20 protein-coding genes are annotated in these 17,892 nt (G+C 36.8%); all 20 read left to right on the top strand.

The genetic code is table 11. From position 1 onward, the window contains the following. Positions 1 to 33: 33 nt before the first annotated feature. The 20 genes from prsW to RST01_RS02950 all read left to right on the top strand — a co-directional run bounded on the left by prsW (position 34) and on the right by RST01_RS02950 (position 17,810). On the top strand, positions 34 to 708 hold the full coding sequence (gene prsW, locus RST01_RS03045; protein ID WP_147193970.1) for a glutamic-type intramembrane protease PrsW: 675 nt from the start codon (positions 34 to 36) through the stop codon (positions 706 to 708). Positions 709 to 941: 233 nt separating this feature from the next. Further along, positions 942 to 1,715: a spore cortex-lytic enzyme gene (gene sleB / locus RST01_RS03040; RefSeq protein WP_147193968.1), complete on the top strand. Its 774-nt coding sequence runs from the start codon at positions 942 to 944 to the stop codon at positions 1,713 to 1,715. Positions 1,716 to 1,736: 21 nt separating this feature from the next. Then, entirely contained in the window at positions 1,737 to 3,026 is a 1,290-nt protein-coding gene (locus RST01_RS03035; RefSeq protein ID WP_147193966.1) for a PepSY1/2 domain-containing protein, read from the top strand. Between the two features lie 222 nt (positions 3,027 to 3,248). Beyond that, entirely contained in the window at positions 3,249 to 3,905 is a 657-nt protein-coding gene (locus RST01_RS03030) for a flagellar brake protein (protein WP_147193964.1), read from the top strand. A 339-nt stretch (positions 3,906 to 4,244) separates the two neighbouring features. Beyond that, positions 4,245 to 4,919 (top strand): (d)CMP kinase, encoded by a 675-nt coding sequence (gene cmk / locus RST01_RS03025; RefSeq protein ID WP_173668470.1) that lies wholly within the window; start codon positions 4,245 to 4,247, stop codon positions 4,917 to 4,919. Further along, positions 4,920 to 5,513 carry a lysophospholipid acyltransferase family protein gene (locus RST01_RS03020; RefSeq protein WP_066786023.1) on the top strand — a complete coding sequence of 198 codons (594 nt, stop codon included), beginning with the start codon at positions 4,920 to 4,922 and terminating at the stop codon, positions 5,511 to 5,513. It begins immediately after the preceding gene. A gap of 83 nt (positions 5,514 to 5,596) precedes the next feature. Then, positions 5,597 to 6,763, top strand: coding sequence for a 30S ribosomal protein S1 (gene rpsA, locus RST01_RS03015; RefSeq protein ID WP_147193963.1), 1,167 nt, complete (start codon positions 5,597 to 5,599; stop codon positions 6,761 to 6,763). Between the two features lie 174 nt (positions 6,764 to 6,937). Next, a complete protein-coding gene (der, locus tag RST01_RS03010; protein ID WP_147193961.1) occupies positions 6,938 to 8,248 on the top strand; it encodes a ribosome biogenesis GTPase Der in 1,311 nt (436 codons plus the stop codon). Between the two features lie 28 nt (positions 8,249 to 8,276). Next, positions 8,277 to 9,293 (top strand): NAD(P)H-dependent glycerol-3-phosphate dehydrogenase, encoded by a 1,017-nt coding sequence (locus RST01_RS03005; protein WP_147193959.1) that lies wholly within the window; start codon positions 8,277 to 8,279, stop codon positions 9,291 to 9,293. 165 nt (positions 9,294 to 9,458) lie between these two features. Beyond that, positions 9,459 to 9,680, top strand: a complete 222-nt coding sequence (locus RST01_RS03000; RefSeq protein WP_307723577.1) for a DUF2768 domain-containing protein — start codon at positions 9,459 to 9,461, stop codon at positions 9,678 to 9,680. Positions 9,681 to 9,703: 23 nt separating this feature from the next. Beyond that, the gene (locus RST01_RS02995) at positions 9,704 to 10,429 is read left to right on the top strand and encodes a YphF family lipoprotein (RefSeq protein WP_147193957.1); all 726 of its coding nucleotides are present in this window, start codon (positions 9,704 to 9,706) and stop codon (positions 10,427 to 10,429) included. A gap of 94 nt (positions 10,430 to 10,523) precedes the next feature. Further along, complete coding sequence (gene spoIVA, locus RST01_RS02990) at positions 10,524 to 12,002, top strand: stage IV sporulation protein A (RefSeq protein WP_066786036.1); 1,479 nt, start codon at positions 10,524 to 10,526, stop codon at positions 12,000 to 12,002. A gap of 362 nt (positions 12,003 to 12,364) precedes the next feature. Then, positions 12,365 to 12,637: a non-specific DNA-binding protein Hbs gene (gene hbs, locus RST01_RS02985; RefSeq protein ID WP_066786039.1), complete on the top strand. Its 273-nt coding sequence runs from the start codon at positions 12,365 to 12,367 to the stop codon at positions 12,635 to 12,637. A 231-nt stretch (positions 12,638 to 12,868) separates the two neighbouring features. Then, complete coding sequence (gene folE, locus RST01_RS02980) at positions 12,869 to 13,474, top strand: GTP cyclohydrolase I FolE (protein ID WP_147193956.1); 606 nt, start codon at positions 12,869 to 12,871, stop codon at positions 13,472 to 13,474. A gap of 61 nt (positions 13,475 to 13,535) precedes the next feature. Further along, positions 13,536 to 13,757, top strand: coding sequence for a trp RNA-binding attenuation protein MtrB (gene mtrB, locus RST01_RS02975; protein WP_066786045.1), 222 nt, complete (start codon positions 13,536 to 13,538; stop codon positions 13,755 to 13,757). A 164-nt stretch (positions 13,758 to 13,921) separates the two neighbouring features. Next, on the top strand, positions 13,922 to 14,707 hold the full coding sequence (locus RST01_RS02970; protein WP_147193954.1) for a heptaprenyl diphosphate synthase component 1: 786 nt from the start codon (positions 13,922 to 13,924) through the stop codon (positions 14,705 to 14,707). Between the two features lies 1 nt (position 14,708). Next, positions 14,709 to 15,413, top strand: a complete 705-nt coding sequence (locus RST01_RS02965) for a demethylmenaquinone methyltransferase (protein WP_147193952.1) — start codon at positions 14,709 to 14,711, stop codon at positions 15,411 to 15,413. 20 nt (positions 15,414 to 15,433) lie between these two features. Beyond that, on the top strand, positions 15,434 to 16,408 hold the full coding sequence (hepT, locus tag RST01_RS02960; RefSeq protein ID WP_184117504.1) for a heptaprenyl diphosphate synthase component II: 975 nt from the start codon (positions 15,434 to 15,436) through the stop codon (positions 16,406 to 16,408). An 85-nt stretch (positions 16,409 to 16,493) separates the two neighbouring features. Beyond that, on the top strand, positions 16,494 to 16,913 hold the full coding sequence (gene ndk, locus RST01_RS02955; RefSeq protein ID WP_066786060.1) for a nucleoside-diphosphate kinase: 420 nt from the start codon (positions 16,494 to 16,496) through the stop codon (positions 16,911 to 16,913). 126 nt (positions 16,914 to 17,039) lie between these two features. Further along, positions 17,040 to 17,810, top strand: a complete 771-nt coding sequence (locus tag RST01_RS02950) for a CheR family methyltransferase (protein WP_147193951.1) — start codon at positions 17,040 to 17,042, stop codon at positions 17,808 to 17,810. Positions 17,811 to 17,892 lie beyond the last annotated feature (82 nt).

Here is a 17,892-nt window from a genome sequence, read left to right as displayed (position 1 = left end):
TAGTACTATAAATAGAGACGGGGTGCCTGACAAATGTTTGTTCTTTTATCCGTTTCCATTGCTCCGGCACTAGCGCTATTTAGTTTCTTTTACTTGAGGAACCAAATGGCAACAGAGCCTAGAACAACATTGTTTCATACATTTATATATGGTGCAATTTTAACATTTCCGATTTTATTTTTGCAATTTGTCGTAAATGAAGAAAAAATTTTTTCAAGTGTACTAATGCAAGATGTACTGTTTTCAGGAGTAGTGGAAGAGTTTTTCAAATGGTTTATATTACTAATCGCCATTTATCATCATATCGAGTTTGATGACCCTTATGATGGCGTTTTATACGGAGTCAGTATATCACTTGGATTTGCGACTGTTGAAAATATATTATACATCCTGTCATTCGGCTTAGACACGGCTTTTATGCGGGCTCTTATGCCTGTGTCTAGCCATGCCCTTTTTGGCGTTGTTATGGGTTATTATCTAGGAAGAGCAAAATTTACAGGAAGAAACAGCTCTATTCGTTACCAAGCAGTGTCTTTGGCTTTGCCAATGTTGCTTCATATTATTTTTAATTTCATACTAACAATAGAAGGAAAGTGGGCATATATCATGCTCCCATTTATGTTGTTTTTATGGTGGTTTGCTCTGCGCAAAGTAAAAATTGCACATAAGCAATTGGTTCAGATGCTTGCGGCACAGCAGAAATTTTAACAATTGAAAATAGCGAAATCAATTTTTAAAAATAGGTTGACTAGGATTGTTTGCTATATGTTCAAACAGCATCTCTTTAATCGAAAAAATAAAGAAAAGAAACAAAAGGCTTTTAGAATAATAAATTTCTAAAAGCTTTTCACTTTTTGTTTGTACTGAGAGGTTTTTTTCTCTCAGTTTTTTTGTATAAAAAACATGCAAGAAACCATGCTTATAGAAAAGGAGCTGTCAATATGAGACGTTATCAAATGCTTTTGTTGGTTATTCTAAGTCTTTTTCTTACAAGCGTGGCCCCGAGGACAGGAGAAGCATTCTCCTCACAAATTATTACAAGAGGCGCGTTTGGCGATGACGTTATTGAATTGCAATCAAGACTTCAATACATTGGATACTATAAAGGAACGATTGATGGGAAATTTGGCTATAGCACATATTGGGCATTGCGAAATTTCCAGGATCAATATGGATTGCCGATAGACGGAGTGGCTGGTGCAACAACGAAGAAGAAGTTAGCATCGGTTTCAAACTATGATAAAGACTATGTAATGGAACAAATAAGAAAAGGAAATAAATTTACTGTCTATGGTGGCCAAAAGAAAACTACACAAGAAGGCACTGGTAATGGGGCAGATATGCAAATCCCAAGTAAATTTACGGAACAGGATTTGAAGCTGTTATCAAATGCAGTATATGGAGAGTCAAGAGGAGAGCCATATGAAGGACAAGTGGCTGTAGCTGCTGTGATATTGAATCGTTTGGAAAGCCCTGATTTTCCTAACACTGTTTCAGGTATCATCTTCCAACCTGGTGCATTTACAGCTGTATCAGATGGACAAATCTGGCTTGAACCAAACAAACAAGCGATGGAAGCGGTACTGGATGCAATGAATGGATGGGATCCCTCACAAAATGCCCTTTATTATTTCAACCCAAAAACAGCAACAAGTAAATGGATATGGACAAGAAAACAAATCACACAAATTGGCGAGCATATCTTCTGCATTTAGTAAAACTGGAGGTGAAAACGAATGAAAAAAACCATATTTTTATTAAGCTACGCACTAATAGCCTGCTTAATATTTATAGTAGCATCAAATAGAGAAAATAAGGAACTTCAATATCTACTGCACGGACAATATACGAATAAAATGGCAGATGCTTCAACACAACTAAATGAGTTACAGCAAGCTGTTCAGCAATCCTTAATGTATAAAGATACCACCGCACTGCATCAATCTTTACAGGATGTATGGCGCTTGTCATCTGATATTAAATATTCCATAGCGGATTTGCCGTTAGATCAAGAATTTACAAGCGAATGGATGAATTATCTTGGTCGACTAGGTAACAATGCAAAAATGACGATGACATCTAAGGAGAATGCTGATAAATGGCATGCCAACATAAAGAATGTTTCTGAAAACCTCACAAACTTTTCGAATGATTGGCAAGTAGCAACAGCACATGTGTTACAGCAAGATAACAATTACAAACATTGGCTAGAAGAACAAACGGCAGACCAATCAACGGGTAATTTTAAAAATATGGCTAAATCAATTAAGACATATAGAGAAAGTGATTTTCCGTTGACTGCTAGTGAATCAGATCATGAAAAGAGGAAAAACCTGCAAAAATTAGATGACCGAAAAATTAGCGAGAGCGAAGCGATAAATCGTTTTAAAGATATGTTCCCAGAGTTATCAAATGCCACTATAGCAGTGAAAAATAGCAGAAAAGGTGCACCGTATCCTTTTTATCACATTACTTTCACTAAAGGCGAACGCACAGGTTATGCGGATTTGACCGTAAAAGGCGGCCATCTTCTTTCCTATTTAGTTGAACGACCATTTGGACAAACTAGTCTTCCAATTCTAAAACTAAAAAAATTGGCAGATCAACATTTAAAAGAACTAGGCTATACCGATGTTGTTGAAACAGATGCAAGAGAAAATAGTGAAGTTTGGCACTTAAGCTACGCAAGAGTAGATCAATCAACAAAAGCGAAGATTTATGCGGATGGCGTACAAGTGAAAATAGCCAAAGATACTGGTGAAGTTGTAGGTCTTAATGGAATTGAGTACATTCAAAAAGAAAAAGTAAAACCGCAAACGATGAAGAAAATAGATTGGAACACATTCTTTAATCGCGATGCGGAAGTGATGGAAGAAGATTTAGCATATGTTGAGGATAAAGATTTTGTCGAGAGACTTTGTTATGAAGTAACAGTTAGAGTGAACGCCAATAAAACGCAGCACACATACAAAGTACTAATTGACACAGAGACAGGTGAGGTAATTAAAAACGAGCGACTGTCATAAAAAACATATATCAGTGGGGAACGAATCCTCACTGATTTTTTTGTAGGTCTAAAGGTGTCGGATGATTAAATATTATGTCGTTTTTAAATTCATAATGATAAAAATAAAAAAATATATAAATGCATTTTATGCTCTTTTCCTTTATGTAGAATGGATATAGCTAAATCGTCCAATCCGTGGCATAATAAAAACACAACTTATGAATCATAAAGGGAGATTGCTATGGAATTGAAAATAGGTACCAATATAATATTAGAATCAATTTCTTCCGATGTAAAAGATCGCCTTCGCGCTAAAATTGTAGAGCAAAAAAACAATATTCTCTACATTGATTATCCAACCAATATACAAACAAATAAGACCTCTTTTTTGTTAGAGGGTGGACAATATCGCGTTTCTTTTGTAGATGAAGCTAACAACGCTTATGCATTTAAAACAGAAGTTCTTGGAAGAATTAAAAGCAATATTCCAATGATTATGCTGGCATTACCTGCTAACGATCAGTTTATTAGGATACAAAGGCGTGAATATGTTCGTGTAGCTACACCTGTTGATATTGCTGTAGAGTATAATCAACAGAATTATCAATATGTGGCGGAAGACATTAGCGCTGGTGGCTTAGCAATCAACATTCCCAAAATTGTACCATTTAAAGAAAATGATGAATTGCAACTTATCATTGTCTTGCCATTTTCGAATTCAAATGAAGGAGTTAAATATGTCCATACCTCTGCAAGAGTCATTCGGATAATCGAAAAAGACCAAAGAATGTTGGCTACACTGCAATTTACAAATACGGATGACGTCGACCGACAATACATTGTAAGGTTCTGTTTTGAACGGCAATTGCAAAATCGCAAAAAGGAAACAAGCTTTTAGGGTATTTTGAAACTGTGAAGTTTTAATCTGTTAGTATAAGCAATAGACGACTAATCATTTAATATAAAGACGAGAATGGCTTCTCCTATGAGGAAAGTCCGTCATCAAATATTTAATTATGAGTGGGAAAATAATAACAAGGAAAATGGACAAATGTTAAGTAAAATAATCACATTTGTTCGTTTTTTTATTACCTTAAATAAATTTATGCTAGCTTCATATTACTAAGGTTCTCCTTGCTGTTTGAACGCAGATTCAATATTGAGTAATGTTTCACTTTATCTTTTCACGGGCAATTGGTTTCTGTGTTACAATATGACGGAGAGAAGGGGTTGACATTTGAAGATGAATATACAAATCGCTATTGATGGTCCTGCAGGGGCCGGCAAAAGTACAATTGCCAAAATAGTGGCAGAAAAGCTTGGCTATACTTATATTGATACGGGCGCAATGTACCGTGCTCTTACATTAAAAGCATTGAACGAACATATAAATTTAGAAGATGCTAAAAGCATTACTGATTTGCTTACAAATACGAAGATCCAGTTAAAGCCTTCAAGCAATGGACAACTTGTATTTCTTGATGAGAAAGATGTATCGGAAGAAATCCGTTCTAATGAAGTGACCAAGAATGTATCGAAAGTTGCTAGTCATGCAACGATGCGAGAGATTATGGTAGATCACCAGCGTGAAATGGCAAAGCAGGGCGGTGTAGTAATGGATGGACGAGATATTGCTACCGCAGTGCTGCCAGAAGCAGAATTAAAAGTATTTATGTCAGCGACAGTGGAAGAAAGAGCTCGGAGAAGATATGAGGATAATAAACACCGAGGTATTGAATCATCATTGGAACAATTAAAATCTGAAATAGCAAAACGCGATAAATTAGACAGTGAGCGTGAAGCTTCTCCGTTGATTCAGGCACCAGATGCCATTTTCCTTGATACAACAGAGCTTTCTATTTCTGAAGCTGCACAAACTATTTTGGAATTAGCTAATGAAAGGATGGGCTAAATGGACTTTTACCAATTTGCTAAAACAGTTGTGTTTAATGTACTAAAGCCAATCTACCGCATGGAAGTTATAGGAAAGGAAAATTTTCCTGCAGAAGGCGGTATACTTTTATGCTCAAATCATATCGATAATTTAGATCCTCCAATGGTGGGTATTTGTTCACCAAGACCGGTCAACTTTATGGCAAAGGAAGAGCTTTTTAAAGTTCCTATTTTAAAATCCATTCTCCCTAAGGTACATGCATTTCCTGTGAAGCGTGGTTTAAGCGATAGGCAAGCATTGCGAGTTGCAATTGATACATTAAAAGACGGCCAAGTTGTTGGCCTTTTTCCAGAAGGTACTCGCAATAAAAGCGGTAAACTAGGCAAAGGTTTTTCGGGCGCTGGTTTTTTTGCATTGCGAGGAAATGCAAATGTGGTTCCATGTGCCATCATAGGTCCATATAAACCGTTTAGAAAAGTGAAAGTTGTATTTGGTAAACCAATCGATATGGAACCGTACAGAGAAACAAAGGCAAAAGCGGAAGAAGTAACACAAGTGATCATGGATCATATCCAGCTATTGCTAAATGAACATCATCCTGAAAATAAATAATATGTGATTATAAGGGTTAATTTTTGTTTTTACTAGCAAATTCTTATAAAATAGGAATTATACATTGTGAAGGAGGATTACATATGTCTGAAGAAATGAACTTAAACGAAGTAAACGAAATCCGTGAAGGCGATGTCGTAAAAGGCAAGGTCGAACGAGTGGAAGATAAAGTTGCAATCGTCACTATAGCTGGTGCACCGTTTGATGGCGTAGTGCCAATTAGCGAGCTATCTAGCTTGCATGTGGAAAAAGCTTCTGACGCTGTCTCCGTAAATGATGAATTAGAATTAATCGTAACAAAAGTTGAAGAACCTGATGATGCAAAGCCTGGTCAATACGTGTTGTCAAAACGCAAAGTTGATGCGAAAAAGGCATGGAAAGTTTTAGAGGAACAATTTAATAACGGCGAAATAATTGAAGCTGAAGTGAAAGATGTAGTGAAGGGTGGCCTTGTCGTTGATCTAGGCGTTCGAGGATTTGTACCAGCTTCACTTGTAGAAGATCACTTTGTTGAATCTTTCGACGATTACAAAGGAAAAACGTTAACATTCAAAATCGTAGAGATGGATGAAGAGAAAAACCGTCTAATCCTATCTCACCGCGCAGTTTTAGAAGCCCAAAAAGCTGAGAAAAAAGGCGAAGTGTTAGGTGGTATTCATGAAGGCGATGTACTAGAAGGTACTGTTCAGCGTTTAGCTTCGTTCGGCGCATTTGTAGATCTGGGTGGCGTTGACGGCCTTGTACACATTTCTCAGGTATCTCACGAACATATTGATGATGTGGCATCCGTTCTTTCTGAAGGACAACGTGTTAAAGTAAAAGTTCTATCCGTTGATCCAGAACAAGAGCGTATTTCTTTATCTATTAAAGAAACACAAGAAGGCCCATGGACAAATATTGAAGAGAAAGCTCCAGTGGGTGCTGTTCTTACAGGGAAAGTGAAACGCCTAGTTGGTTTTGGCGCTTTCATCGAAGTATTCCCAGGTGTAGAAGGACTTGTCCATATCTCACAAATCTCACATAATCATATTTCCACTCCTCATGAAGCTTTAAAAGAAGGCCAAGAGGTAGAAGTGAAGGTTCTGGGCGTTGATCAAAACGAAAAACGGTTATCTCTTAGCATTAAAGCATTACTAAATAATGCAGCTGAAGAAGAAGTAACAGACTACGAAATGCCAGAAGAAACAAATGGATTTTCATTCGGTGATGTGATTGGTGATCAACTGAAAAATTTCTCAAAAAATAACTAATTAAAAGAAACAGACGCAAAGAATCGTTCTAGCGTCTGTTTTTTCTTGCAATGCATCAGTTTTTTGATAAAATAAAGATATATTGACTTGAATTGTAGGTGATGGTGACAGATCAGATGCCATCACCTTTTTTGTTGTATAATAGGATTAAGAAGTTGGAAGGATGAATTTAAAATGACGAAACCGATTGTCGCAATTGTCGGCCGTCCAAATGTCGGTAAATCGACTATTTTTAACAGAATTGTAGGTGAACGTGTGTCCATAGTGGAGGATATTCCAGGTGTGACGCGCGACCGAATCTATAGTTCTGCGGACTGGCTTACACATGATTTTAATATTATTGATACTGGCGGTATTGATATAGGAGATGAGCCGTTTTTAGAACAAATTCGCCATCAAGCAGAGATTGCCATGGACGAAGCAGATGTAATAATCTTTATGGTCAATGGAAGAGAAGGCGTAACATTGGCAGATGAGCATGTAGCCAAAATTTTATACAAAACAAAAAAACCAGTAGTACTAGCTGTTAATAAAATTGATAACCTTGATATGCGAGATATGATATATGATTTTTATTCATTAGGCTTCGGCGATCCATTCCCAATTTCAGGATCACATGGTTTAGGCTTAGGGGATTTGCTTGATGAAGTAGCTAAACATTTCCCAAATGAAGAAGAACAAGTATACGATGAGGATGTCATTAAGTTTTCATTAATTGGCCGTCCAAATGTCGGCAAATCTTCTTTAGTTAATGCCTTTCTTGGTGATAACCGAGTTATTGTCAGCGATGTTGCCGGTACAACGCGCGATGCCATTGACTCAAATTATGAATTTGATGGTCAAGAATATGTCATCATTGACACTGCTGGAATGCGCAAAAAAGGAAAAGTCTATGAGACAACAGAGAAATACAGTGTCCTTCGAGCCCTTCGAGCAATTGAACGTTCAGATGTCGTTCTGGTTGTTTTAAACGGCGAAGAAGGTATACAAGAACAAGACAAAAAAATTGCTGGCTATGCGCATCAAGCTGGTAAAGCTGTGATTATTGTTGTGAATAAATGGGATGTTGTAGAGAAAGACGAAAAAACAATGAATGAAAAAACAAAGGAAATTAGAGAACAATTCCAGTTTCTTGACTATGCACCTATTATTTTTGTGTCTGCTAAAACCAAGAAACGTGTACATTCCATTTTGCCAATTATTAATCGCGTCAGCGAAAATCATTCCATGCGGATTCAATCGAGCATCTTAAACGAAGTAATTTCAGATGCAGTAGCAAGAAATCCTGCACCAACAGATAAAGGTCGTCGCTTACGTATTTACTATGTAACCCAAGTAGCGATTAAGCCGCCAACATTTGTTGTCTTTGTGAATGATCCAGAATTAATGCACTTTACTTACGAGCGTTTCCTAGAAAACCGAATCCGCGAGACTTTTGACTTTGAAGGTACGCCGATTAAGTTGATTACAAGAGCGAGGGACTAATAACTATTTAATAGAAAGGGGCTTTTACATGGGTCGTGTAGCAGTGCTAGGAGCAGGTTCATGGGGAACATCATTAGCGATTGTTCTAGCAGAAAACGGGCATGATACATTACTATGGACACATAGAAAAGAACAGGCGGAAGAAATTAGCAACCAACATAGGAATGCTAAATATTTGCCGGAAACAATCTTGCCGGAGAATTTAAATGCGACAGATGATATGGAAAAGGCAATTTCACATGCGGAAATAGTTGTCATGGCTGTGCCTACTAAAGGTATCCGCGAGACTTGTAAAAAAATGCTCAAGACATTAGACAAAAAGGTCCTTTTTATACATGTCTCAAAAGGAATCGAACCTAATACTTTATTACGCATATCTGATATTATTAAAGAAGAAATTCCAGCTGAATTTATTGAGGAAATTGTAGTGTTGTCAGGTCCTAGTCATGCAGAAGAAGTGGTATTGCATCATCCTACAACAGTAGCAGCAGCATGTGAAGATATAGTAGCAGCTGAGCGAGTACAAGATTTATTTATGAATCAATATTTCAGAGTATATACAAATCAGGACGTCATCGGCGTAGAAATAGGCGGTGCCTTAAAGAATGTTATCGCATTAGCTGCAGGAGCCGTTGATGGTTTAGGATTTGGCGATAATGCCAAAGCGGCCCTAATTACTCGAGGTCTTGCCGAAATCTCCAGATTGGGCGTGAAAATGGGTGCTAACCCACTTACATTCTCAGGGCTGGCAGGCATGGGTGATTTAATCGTCACATGTACAAGCGTCCACTCCCGTAACTGGAGAGCTGGCCATATGCTCGGCAAAGGGTATACACTAGATGAGATTCTTGAACAAATGGGCATGGTGGTAGAAGGCGTTCGTACAACAAAGGCAGCCCATCAGCTTGCAGAGAAGTACGAAGTGTCCATGCCTATTGCAGAAGCGTTGTACAGCGTTTTGTTTGAGGATAAGAACCCTCGCCAAACGGTGGAAGAACTTATGCTTAGAGTGAAAAAGCAAGAATTAGATGCGTATTATCTCTAAACTTTGTTAACATCCATATTGTATAATGGAGTCATAAGATATTTTCAACGCTCTACGTATTTAGTGAATAGTCAAAATAAGAGGTGAGCAGCAGCCATCTCTTATTTTTTTAGGCTATCTCATATAGGGTTTGACTGAATGTACATAAGAAAGGTGGTTGTATCGTTGTCAAATTTAGTGCTTCTTGCAAGTACAGGCATATCCGGTATGACAATGATGTGGATTTCTTTTTATTCCATTGGTTTTATGCTTGTCGCATCAGGACTCATTTATTTAAGCAGACAAAAGATAAAAAATCGAATTATCAGTTCAATTGTCGCGTTGATTGCGTATATTTTTTTAATAATTGGCTTTTTGACAATGGTATTTGTTGTAATGTCATTTTAAAATAAATGAATGAGGGAAAGTTTATGAAAAAATATAGCTTATTATTATTTGTTGCATTACTTACAGTGGTGTTGGCCGGATGTATGTATCCAGATAAAGAGAAAGTAGAAAATCAAGTGCCAGATGAAGCACAGCTATTAACAGTCCAAAAGACTATTAATCAATTCAGAAAAGATACAGGTGGTTTATTGCCGATTCAGAATCGTGATCAAGATGTAGACCAATATATCAAGTACCCAATAGATTTTTCAAAGCTTATAAGTGGCGGATATATTCCAAAAGCTCCAGGCAATTCTTTTGAAAAGGGTGGAATATATCAATATGTAATCTGGCATGCAGAGAGCAAAAAGCCAAAAGTAAAATTAGTCGATCTGCGGGGAACTGAAATTATCCGAGAGATGAATATTAAAAAAGGTGTGAATGGATTTGTGCCAATTGCGGGACAAATCAAGGATGATATTTATCAAATAGATTATAAAAAAATGGGCTATAAACAAGCCCCTACTGTTCCTAGCCCTTATTCAAATACCAATCTGCCCTTTATAGTTAAAGGAAGTGGCGAAATTTGCATTGATTATTCTATTGAACTGCAAAGAATTCTTGATAAAGAAAAGCCAAAAGTGAAAAGTGGTGAGGACATCAGACACCTTTTATCGGATCACTATGAGGTTTTGCCTGCCTATTCTTTGCCTTATACAGTGAATGACAAACAAGAAGTCGAATTTCTTACAGATTCGAAAAGAAAATAATCATTTACCTTTTTAAAAAGCGTTTCATGACTTGTGCATGAAACGTTTTTTGCGTGCATAGGATATAGTGCTGAGAAAAAGGGGGAAGAAAAACATGTCACAAGAAGTGTACGAGCAAATGGCAACAAGAACGAACGGCGATATTTATATTGGTGTAGTAGGACCTGTAAGAGTAGGTAAATCAACGTTTACAAAGCGTGTTATGGATATTATGGTATTACCGAATATGGAAGATGAAAAAGAAAGACAACGAGCACAAGATGAGCTGCCACAAAGCTCGCCTGGTCCAGTCATTATGACAACAGAACCTAAATTTGTCCCAGCGAATGGCGCGCAAATTTCAGTAGGCAATCAGGATATGCCTTTTAAGATTAGATTCGCAGATTGTGTAGGATACATTATTGATGGAGTGAAAGGCTATGAAGATGAAAATGGACCAAAGTTGGTACATACACCATGGCACAACGACCCGATTCCATTCCAAGATGCAGCTAAAATTGGCACAGACAAGATTATACGAGAGCATGCTAATATTGGTGTTGTAATGACGACTGATGGTACAGTTAATGGCATTCCGCGTGAATCTGTCCGTCAGGCGGAGCAAGATATTATTGATCAATTACAAGAAATCGGCAAACCATTTGTCATTGTAGTGAATAGCAAAATGCCAGCGCATACGACTGCTAAAGAATTATGTGATGAACTACATGAGAGGTATAATGCACCAGTCATTTCTACATCAGTAGATCAAATGACGCTAAATGAGGTAAAACATATCCTAGAAGAAGCATTATATGAATTCCCAATTAAAAAATTGGAAATGGAAAAACCGGATTGGTTAGATGTACTAGAAGAGAATCATGAATTAAATAAATTGATCAAGCAATCAATTGACAATTGGAAGCAATCTGTCAATAAAATTAGGGATATTGAACGCTTGACAAAAGAATTGCTTGATGAGGACTTCATTGCGTCAGCACAGGTGAAAAGTGTAGATGCGGGATTAGGGCATGCGATAATTAGCTTACAACTGAAAAATGATATTTTCAAAAATATCTGTGACGAATGGCTGGAAGAGCCTATCCAAAGTAAGAAGGATTGGTTATTATTTATAAAAGAATCGCAACAAGCGAGAAAATCTTATCAACGCTTCCATGAAGCGATTGAGCAAGCACGGAAGGATGGTTATGGTGTAACACTGCCGACCCTTCAGGAATTCGAACCGTCAAGACCAGAGATTATTAAACAGAATAATTTCTTTGGTGTCCGCATGGAAGCAAAAGCACCATCTTATCATATTTTACGTATTGATATGGCAGCGGAATTTGCACCGTTGATTGGATCAGAGTTCCATAGTCAGCAGCTGCTGAAAGATTTAACGTATGCCTTTTTACATGATCGGGATGCATTATGGGAAACGCAATTATTCGGCACACCATTGTTTGAAGTAATGAAAGAAAGCATTGCTTACAAGACAGATGCAGTTCCTAAACATGCAAAAGCAAGAATGCGCCAAACGATAGAAAAAATGGTCAATAAAGGCGATTCGGGCATGGTAACATTTATTTTATAAATTCAATATATATTAGCCATTTAATAAATGAATCTGGACTGAAAATTTATTTATCTATATAAAGAAAATAGTTTATAAATTGAATAAAAGGAACAATGAAGGACTATTTACAGTATGTAAGTAGCCCTTTTTTTATGGTGTTTTTTATGTATCTATATGTAAAAGGGATATCATATATTTGCTTTAATTGTACATATTTTACTGTCGTATACTTCATTTAAACATGCTATATTGGTTAAGACAGGCATTATTATTTGCTTAAAATCAACAAATGAAGTATAAATATTGTTGCACAGTAAATAGTGTTGTGATAATCTTTTTACATGATTTAGTGGTATGCCTTTTGAGAGGAGGTGAATGGTGTGAATAAAACAGATTTAGTAAACTCTGTTGCAGAAACTGCAGAACTTTCTAAGAAAGATGCAACAAAAGCAGTTGACGCAGTATTTGAATCTATCCAAGCAGCTCTTGCAAAGGGAGATAAAGTACAATTAATTGGTTTTGGTAACTTTGAAATCCGCGAACGTGCGGCTCGTAAAGGACGCAATCCTCAAACGGGTGAAGAAATCGAAATCGCTGCAAGCAAAGTACCTGCATTCAAGCCAGGTAAAGCGCTTAAAGATGCAGTAAAATAATTTTGCATCTGTTACATAGAGTAGCCAATATAACTGGCTACTCTTTTTGTATAATTAAGAGTGAACAGGACCAACTATACATAAAAAGATATTACTTAGTGGGATGGACTAAGAATAATATAGGTTTATTCAAGTTTGGAAAATGAAATAAATCCGTTTTCATATTTTGCGATTAGAGGTCTTGTATGTTAATCTCATTTTGAGACTTTTTTAGAAGCATAGGGGGTTACCATGATTAATATTAAAGAAGAGAAAATTGATCATTCAAATTCGAATGTTGACTTAAATAAAATTGAACAAGCAGTAAAAATGATACTTGAAGCAGTAGGAGAAAATCCTGATCGTGAAGGATTATTAGATACGCCAAAACGTGTGGCGAAAATGTATGCAGAAATGTTCCAAGGACTTCATATAGATGCTAGAGAGTATTTTAAAACAGTTTTTCATGAAGAGCATAATGAAGTAGTGTTAGTAAAAGATATACCATTCTATTCTATGTGTGAACATCACTTAGTACCTTTTTATGGTAAAGCACATATTGCTTATTTGCCAAAGGATGGAGTTGTTGCAGGTCTAAGCAAGCTTGCGCGAACAGTTGAAACTATTTCACACCGTCCACAATTGCAAGAACGTATTACAAGTGAAATTGCCGAAACAATGATGGAGATGCTAGAGCCGGAAGGTGTTTATGTTGTGGTGGAAGCAGAACATATGTGTATGACTATGAGAGGTATTAAAAAACCAGGTGCAAAAACGGTTACATCTTCAGCAAAAGGAATCTTTTCAGAAGATGATGTGAAACGACAAGAAATACTATCATTCATTAAAATGGCTTAATTTACGCCTTTTTTTATGGTATGATAGGAAAAGGAAATTCGAATACAAGGAGACTCTTCAAATGGGCCAAAATGATTATGTAGTAATACGTGCAAAGGAAGATGGCGTCCATGTGATCGGTTTGACTCGCGGGAATGATACAAAATTTCACCACTCGGAGAAACTGGACGAGGGTGAAGTAATGATCGCGCAATTTACAGAACATACTTCAGCGATGAAAATTCGAGGCAAAGCAGAGATTCAAACAGCATTTGGTATTGTTGAAAGCGATGCGAAAAAATAAAATTATAGCCCGTTTTACTATCTCTGGAAAATAAGGTGTTGAAAGTTTGATTGGGCCATGCTGTAGCATTAGGTGAAAAAAGCCCCAATTGGCCTTTTACATTGTTAAAACGAGATAAGTAATACAGTATAGCAACAGGAAATGAACTGAATGGAGAAAAGTTTATGAATGCAGCAATTTTAGAAGAACATTTATTACAATCAAAAAATAATATATTAACCAAATTGCATCATAGAACGCTCCTGCAGTATACAGGCCAGCCAATTATTTTTGATGGACAACTTCGCTATATATTATTGCCAAAATTGAACGGCGAACATTGGCCGAAAAAAATAGAACAGGCTGTAAACGCAGTTGCTATGGTTTATGCCGCATTGAATGGCCATGAACAAATCAACGAACAAGATGCTGCCACAAAAAGGCAGCAACTAACAGTTCTTGCTGGCGATTACTATAGCGGTATGTATTATGCAACACTTGCAAAAATTCCTGATATTGAGCTTGTTCGTTCATTGTCTGAGGCTGTCGCAAAGAGTAGCGAATCAAGGACTGCTTTATATGAGCCTATGAAGCGTTCGATGGATGAATGGTATAAGATTCTAGAAGTGATCGAATCAACGATTACGTGCCAGTTTTTGAAGCGTTTTAATCTAGACAGTTATATTGAAATTGTCAAAAACGGACTGGTTTTGGAACGACTTAAACGAGAATTACAGTCTTTACAAGAAAAGCATATGAAAACGCCATTCCTGAAAATACTAGAACAGCAGCAAGAGTATGCAGGCATGAACAATGAACAAATTTTAAGACGGCTAATCTCTAACCTTTCATCTAGGCTAATACGTATTATTACAGCTTCTCCGATCTTACAAGATGAAGTGAAAACATTTATGTTGCAGCATGTTGAAGTAAATGTAGAGGCACAGATTACGATGAAAGGTGTTGAGTAGAATGGCTCAATCTAAAGAAGAGCGCGTACACGCTGTTTTTGAAAATATTTCAGATAGCTATGATAAGATGAATTCTGTCATTAGTTTTCAGATGCATAAAAATTGGCGTAAAGATACAATGAAACGCATGGCCGTAAAACCAGGTTCTCATGCGCTAGACGTCTGCTGCGGCACTGCAGATTGGACAATTGCGCTTGCTGACGCAGTTGGAGAGAATGGCCATGTCACAGGGCTAGACTTCAGCCAAAATATGCTGAATGTAGGCATTGAAAAAACAAAGAATATAAAACAAATAGAGCTAATACAAGGAAATGCGATGGAACTGCCATTTGATGATAATACGTTTGATTATGTAACAATTGGCTTTGGTCTTCGCAATGTACCTGATTATATGCAAGTTTTAAAAGAAATGCACCGTGTGGTAAAACCGGGCGGCAAGGTTGTATGCCTTGAAACATCACAACCTGAAATTCCAGGTTATAGACAATTGTTCCGCTTTTATTTTCACTATATTATGCCGTTATTTGGCAAGCTTTTTGCTAAAAGTTTCAATGAATATTCTTGGTTGCAAGAATCTGCAAATGATTTCCCGGGGATGAAAGAATTGAAAAAAATGTTTGAAGCTGCGGGCTTACAAAATGTAATATACAAATCATATAGTGGCGGAGCAGCTGCTATGCATATGGGCATAAAAAAAGAAATTTAGTGTAGGGGATGTTTAGACGCGTGGAAAAGATGAAGTTAAAGCTTCTTTATGCTGATTTGCAATCAGACATAAGAGTCATCGAAAAAGAATTAGAAACAGCGTTGGATTCATCTTCACACTATTTGAAAGATGCCTCTCTCCATTTGCTGAAGGCTGGCGGAAAACGTATTCGACCTGTCTTTGTGTTGCTCGGTGCAAAATTTGGCCAATATAATATAGATGATATGAAAAACGTAGCTGTGCCACTTGAGTTAATACATATGGCATCGCTTGTACATGACGATGTCATCGATGACGCTGAGCTGCGTAGAGGCCGTCCTACTGTTAAATCCCAATGGAATAATCGTGTTGCTATGTATGCTGGTGATTTTATTTTTGCAAGGGCATTAGAATATATGACGAATATTCAAAATGAAAAGGCTCACCAAATTCTATCTAAAACGATGGTGGAAATTGTGCAAGGAGAAATCATTCAAATTGAGGATAAGATGCATTTAAACCAATCTATCCGTGATTATTTCCGTAGAATTAAACGGAAAACTGCATTGCTTATATCCTCAAGCTGTCAGCTTGGTGCTGTAGCCGCTGGAGCAGATGATAGCGTAGCACATCACTTAAAGAAGTTCGGCTACTATGTAGGCATGTCATTCCAAATCATTGATGATGTTCTGGATTTGACAGCTACAGATAAACAGTTAGGGAAACCCGCAGGCAGCGATTTACTTCAGGGGAATATCACATTGCCTGTCTTATTGGCGAAAAACGATTCAGCTATTCGGCCATATATTGAAAAAGCATTGAACGGCGATATGAAAGAAGATGAACGACAAGTTTTCTTGAAAAAAATGCGCAGCTCTAATGCAATCAACGATGCCTATCATATAAGCAACTTATATTTGCAAAAAGCTTTAAAAGAAATTGAAGAATTGCCAGCCAATTCTGTGAAAAAGTCTTTAAAAGATATTGCTTTATATATGGGGAAACGCAAATTCTAAAAATTGTTGAACATTCAAGCGTTCAATGATACTATTTTCAAGTAGGGTTTTTACCCTAGAACATCTTAAGGAGTTGTAATATTTAATGGCTATCCAAAAAACATTTTTAATGGTTAAACCTGACGGTGTAAAACGCCAACTAGTTGGTGACATCGTTGATCGATTTGAACGCAAAGGTTTCGTACTAAAAGGTGCTAAACTTATGCAAGTATCTCAAGAATTAGCTGAAAAACACTATGCTGAACATGCGGACAAGCCATTCTTTGGTGAGTTAACTGAATTCATCACATCTGGTCCTGTATTTGCAATGGTATGGGAAGGCGAAAACGTTATCTCTGTAGCTCGTCTAATGATGGGTGCTACAAACCCTGAGCAATCAGCACCTGGCACAATTCGTGGTGACTACTCAACAACTTTATCTCACAATGTGATCCACGGTTCTGATTCATTAGCTTCAGCAGAACGTGAAATCGGTCTATTCTTCACAGAAGAAGAAATTCACTAATATCAAGAAAACTGTTCACTCAAATGAACAGTTTTTTTATTTTTCTTCAAACTCTATTAATAGACCATTTCCGATTTGGAACTAATTAGGTATAATAAACCTAGGTCTAAAGAGAGGGAAGAGTATATGACGGATTATGAAGGATTTATCACAAATATTAAACGCAAAACAAACATTGATTTGGCTTTATATAAAGAAGCCCAGATGAAAAGAAGATTAACATCCCTATATGAAAAAAGAGGATTTAAAAATTTCAATGATTTTTATAAGGGAATTGAAAGAGATCAACAATTATTAAATGAATTTTTAGATCGAATGACAATAAATGTATCTGAGTTTTATCGTAACGGCAAACGGTGGGAAGTTCTCCAAAATAAGATATTTCCAAGATTGTTAAAAGAGAATAGAAAACTAAAAATATGGAGTGCAGCCTGCTCAACGGGAGAAGAACCATATACTATCGCTATGGTCTTATCAAACTATCTTCCTTTATCGCAGATTTCAATTATAGCAACTGACCTTGATGAAAATGCAATAGCAAAAGCAAAAACTGGGATATATCCAGAACGGTCGCTAGCAGAGGTACCTACAGCCATTAAAGAAAAGTATTTTGTGAAAAACGGGATGTTCTACCAAGTGAAAGATGAAATAAAACGGACAGTGACCTTCCGCAAACATAACTTGCTCAAAGATCCATATGAACAAAATTATGATTTGATTGTGTGCCGCAATGTAATGATCTATTTTACAGAAGAAGCAAAAGATCAAATATACCTAAATTTTAGTAAAGCGCTTCGACCAGGTGGAGTATTATTTGTTGGTAGTACAGAGCAAATCTTTAATCCATCTAAATATTCGTTTGATATTGAAGATACATTTTTTTATAGCAAGGCATAAGTTGAAGGCGCTTTCGTTTTATACGGAAGGCGCTCTTTTTATTAATCACAAATTTATCCGTCTGTTCATGCTTTTTTGAGTT

The sequence above is a fragment of the Rummeliibacillus stabekisii genome (assembly GCF_007988965.1).
GTDB lineage: Bacteria > Bacillota > Bacilli > Bacillales_A > Planococcaceae > Rummeliibacillus > Rummeliibacillus stabekisii.
The sequence above is the reverse complement of the archived record's forward strand: the minus strand, read 5'-3'. Positions and strand labels throughout refer to the sequence as shown.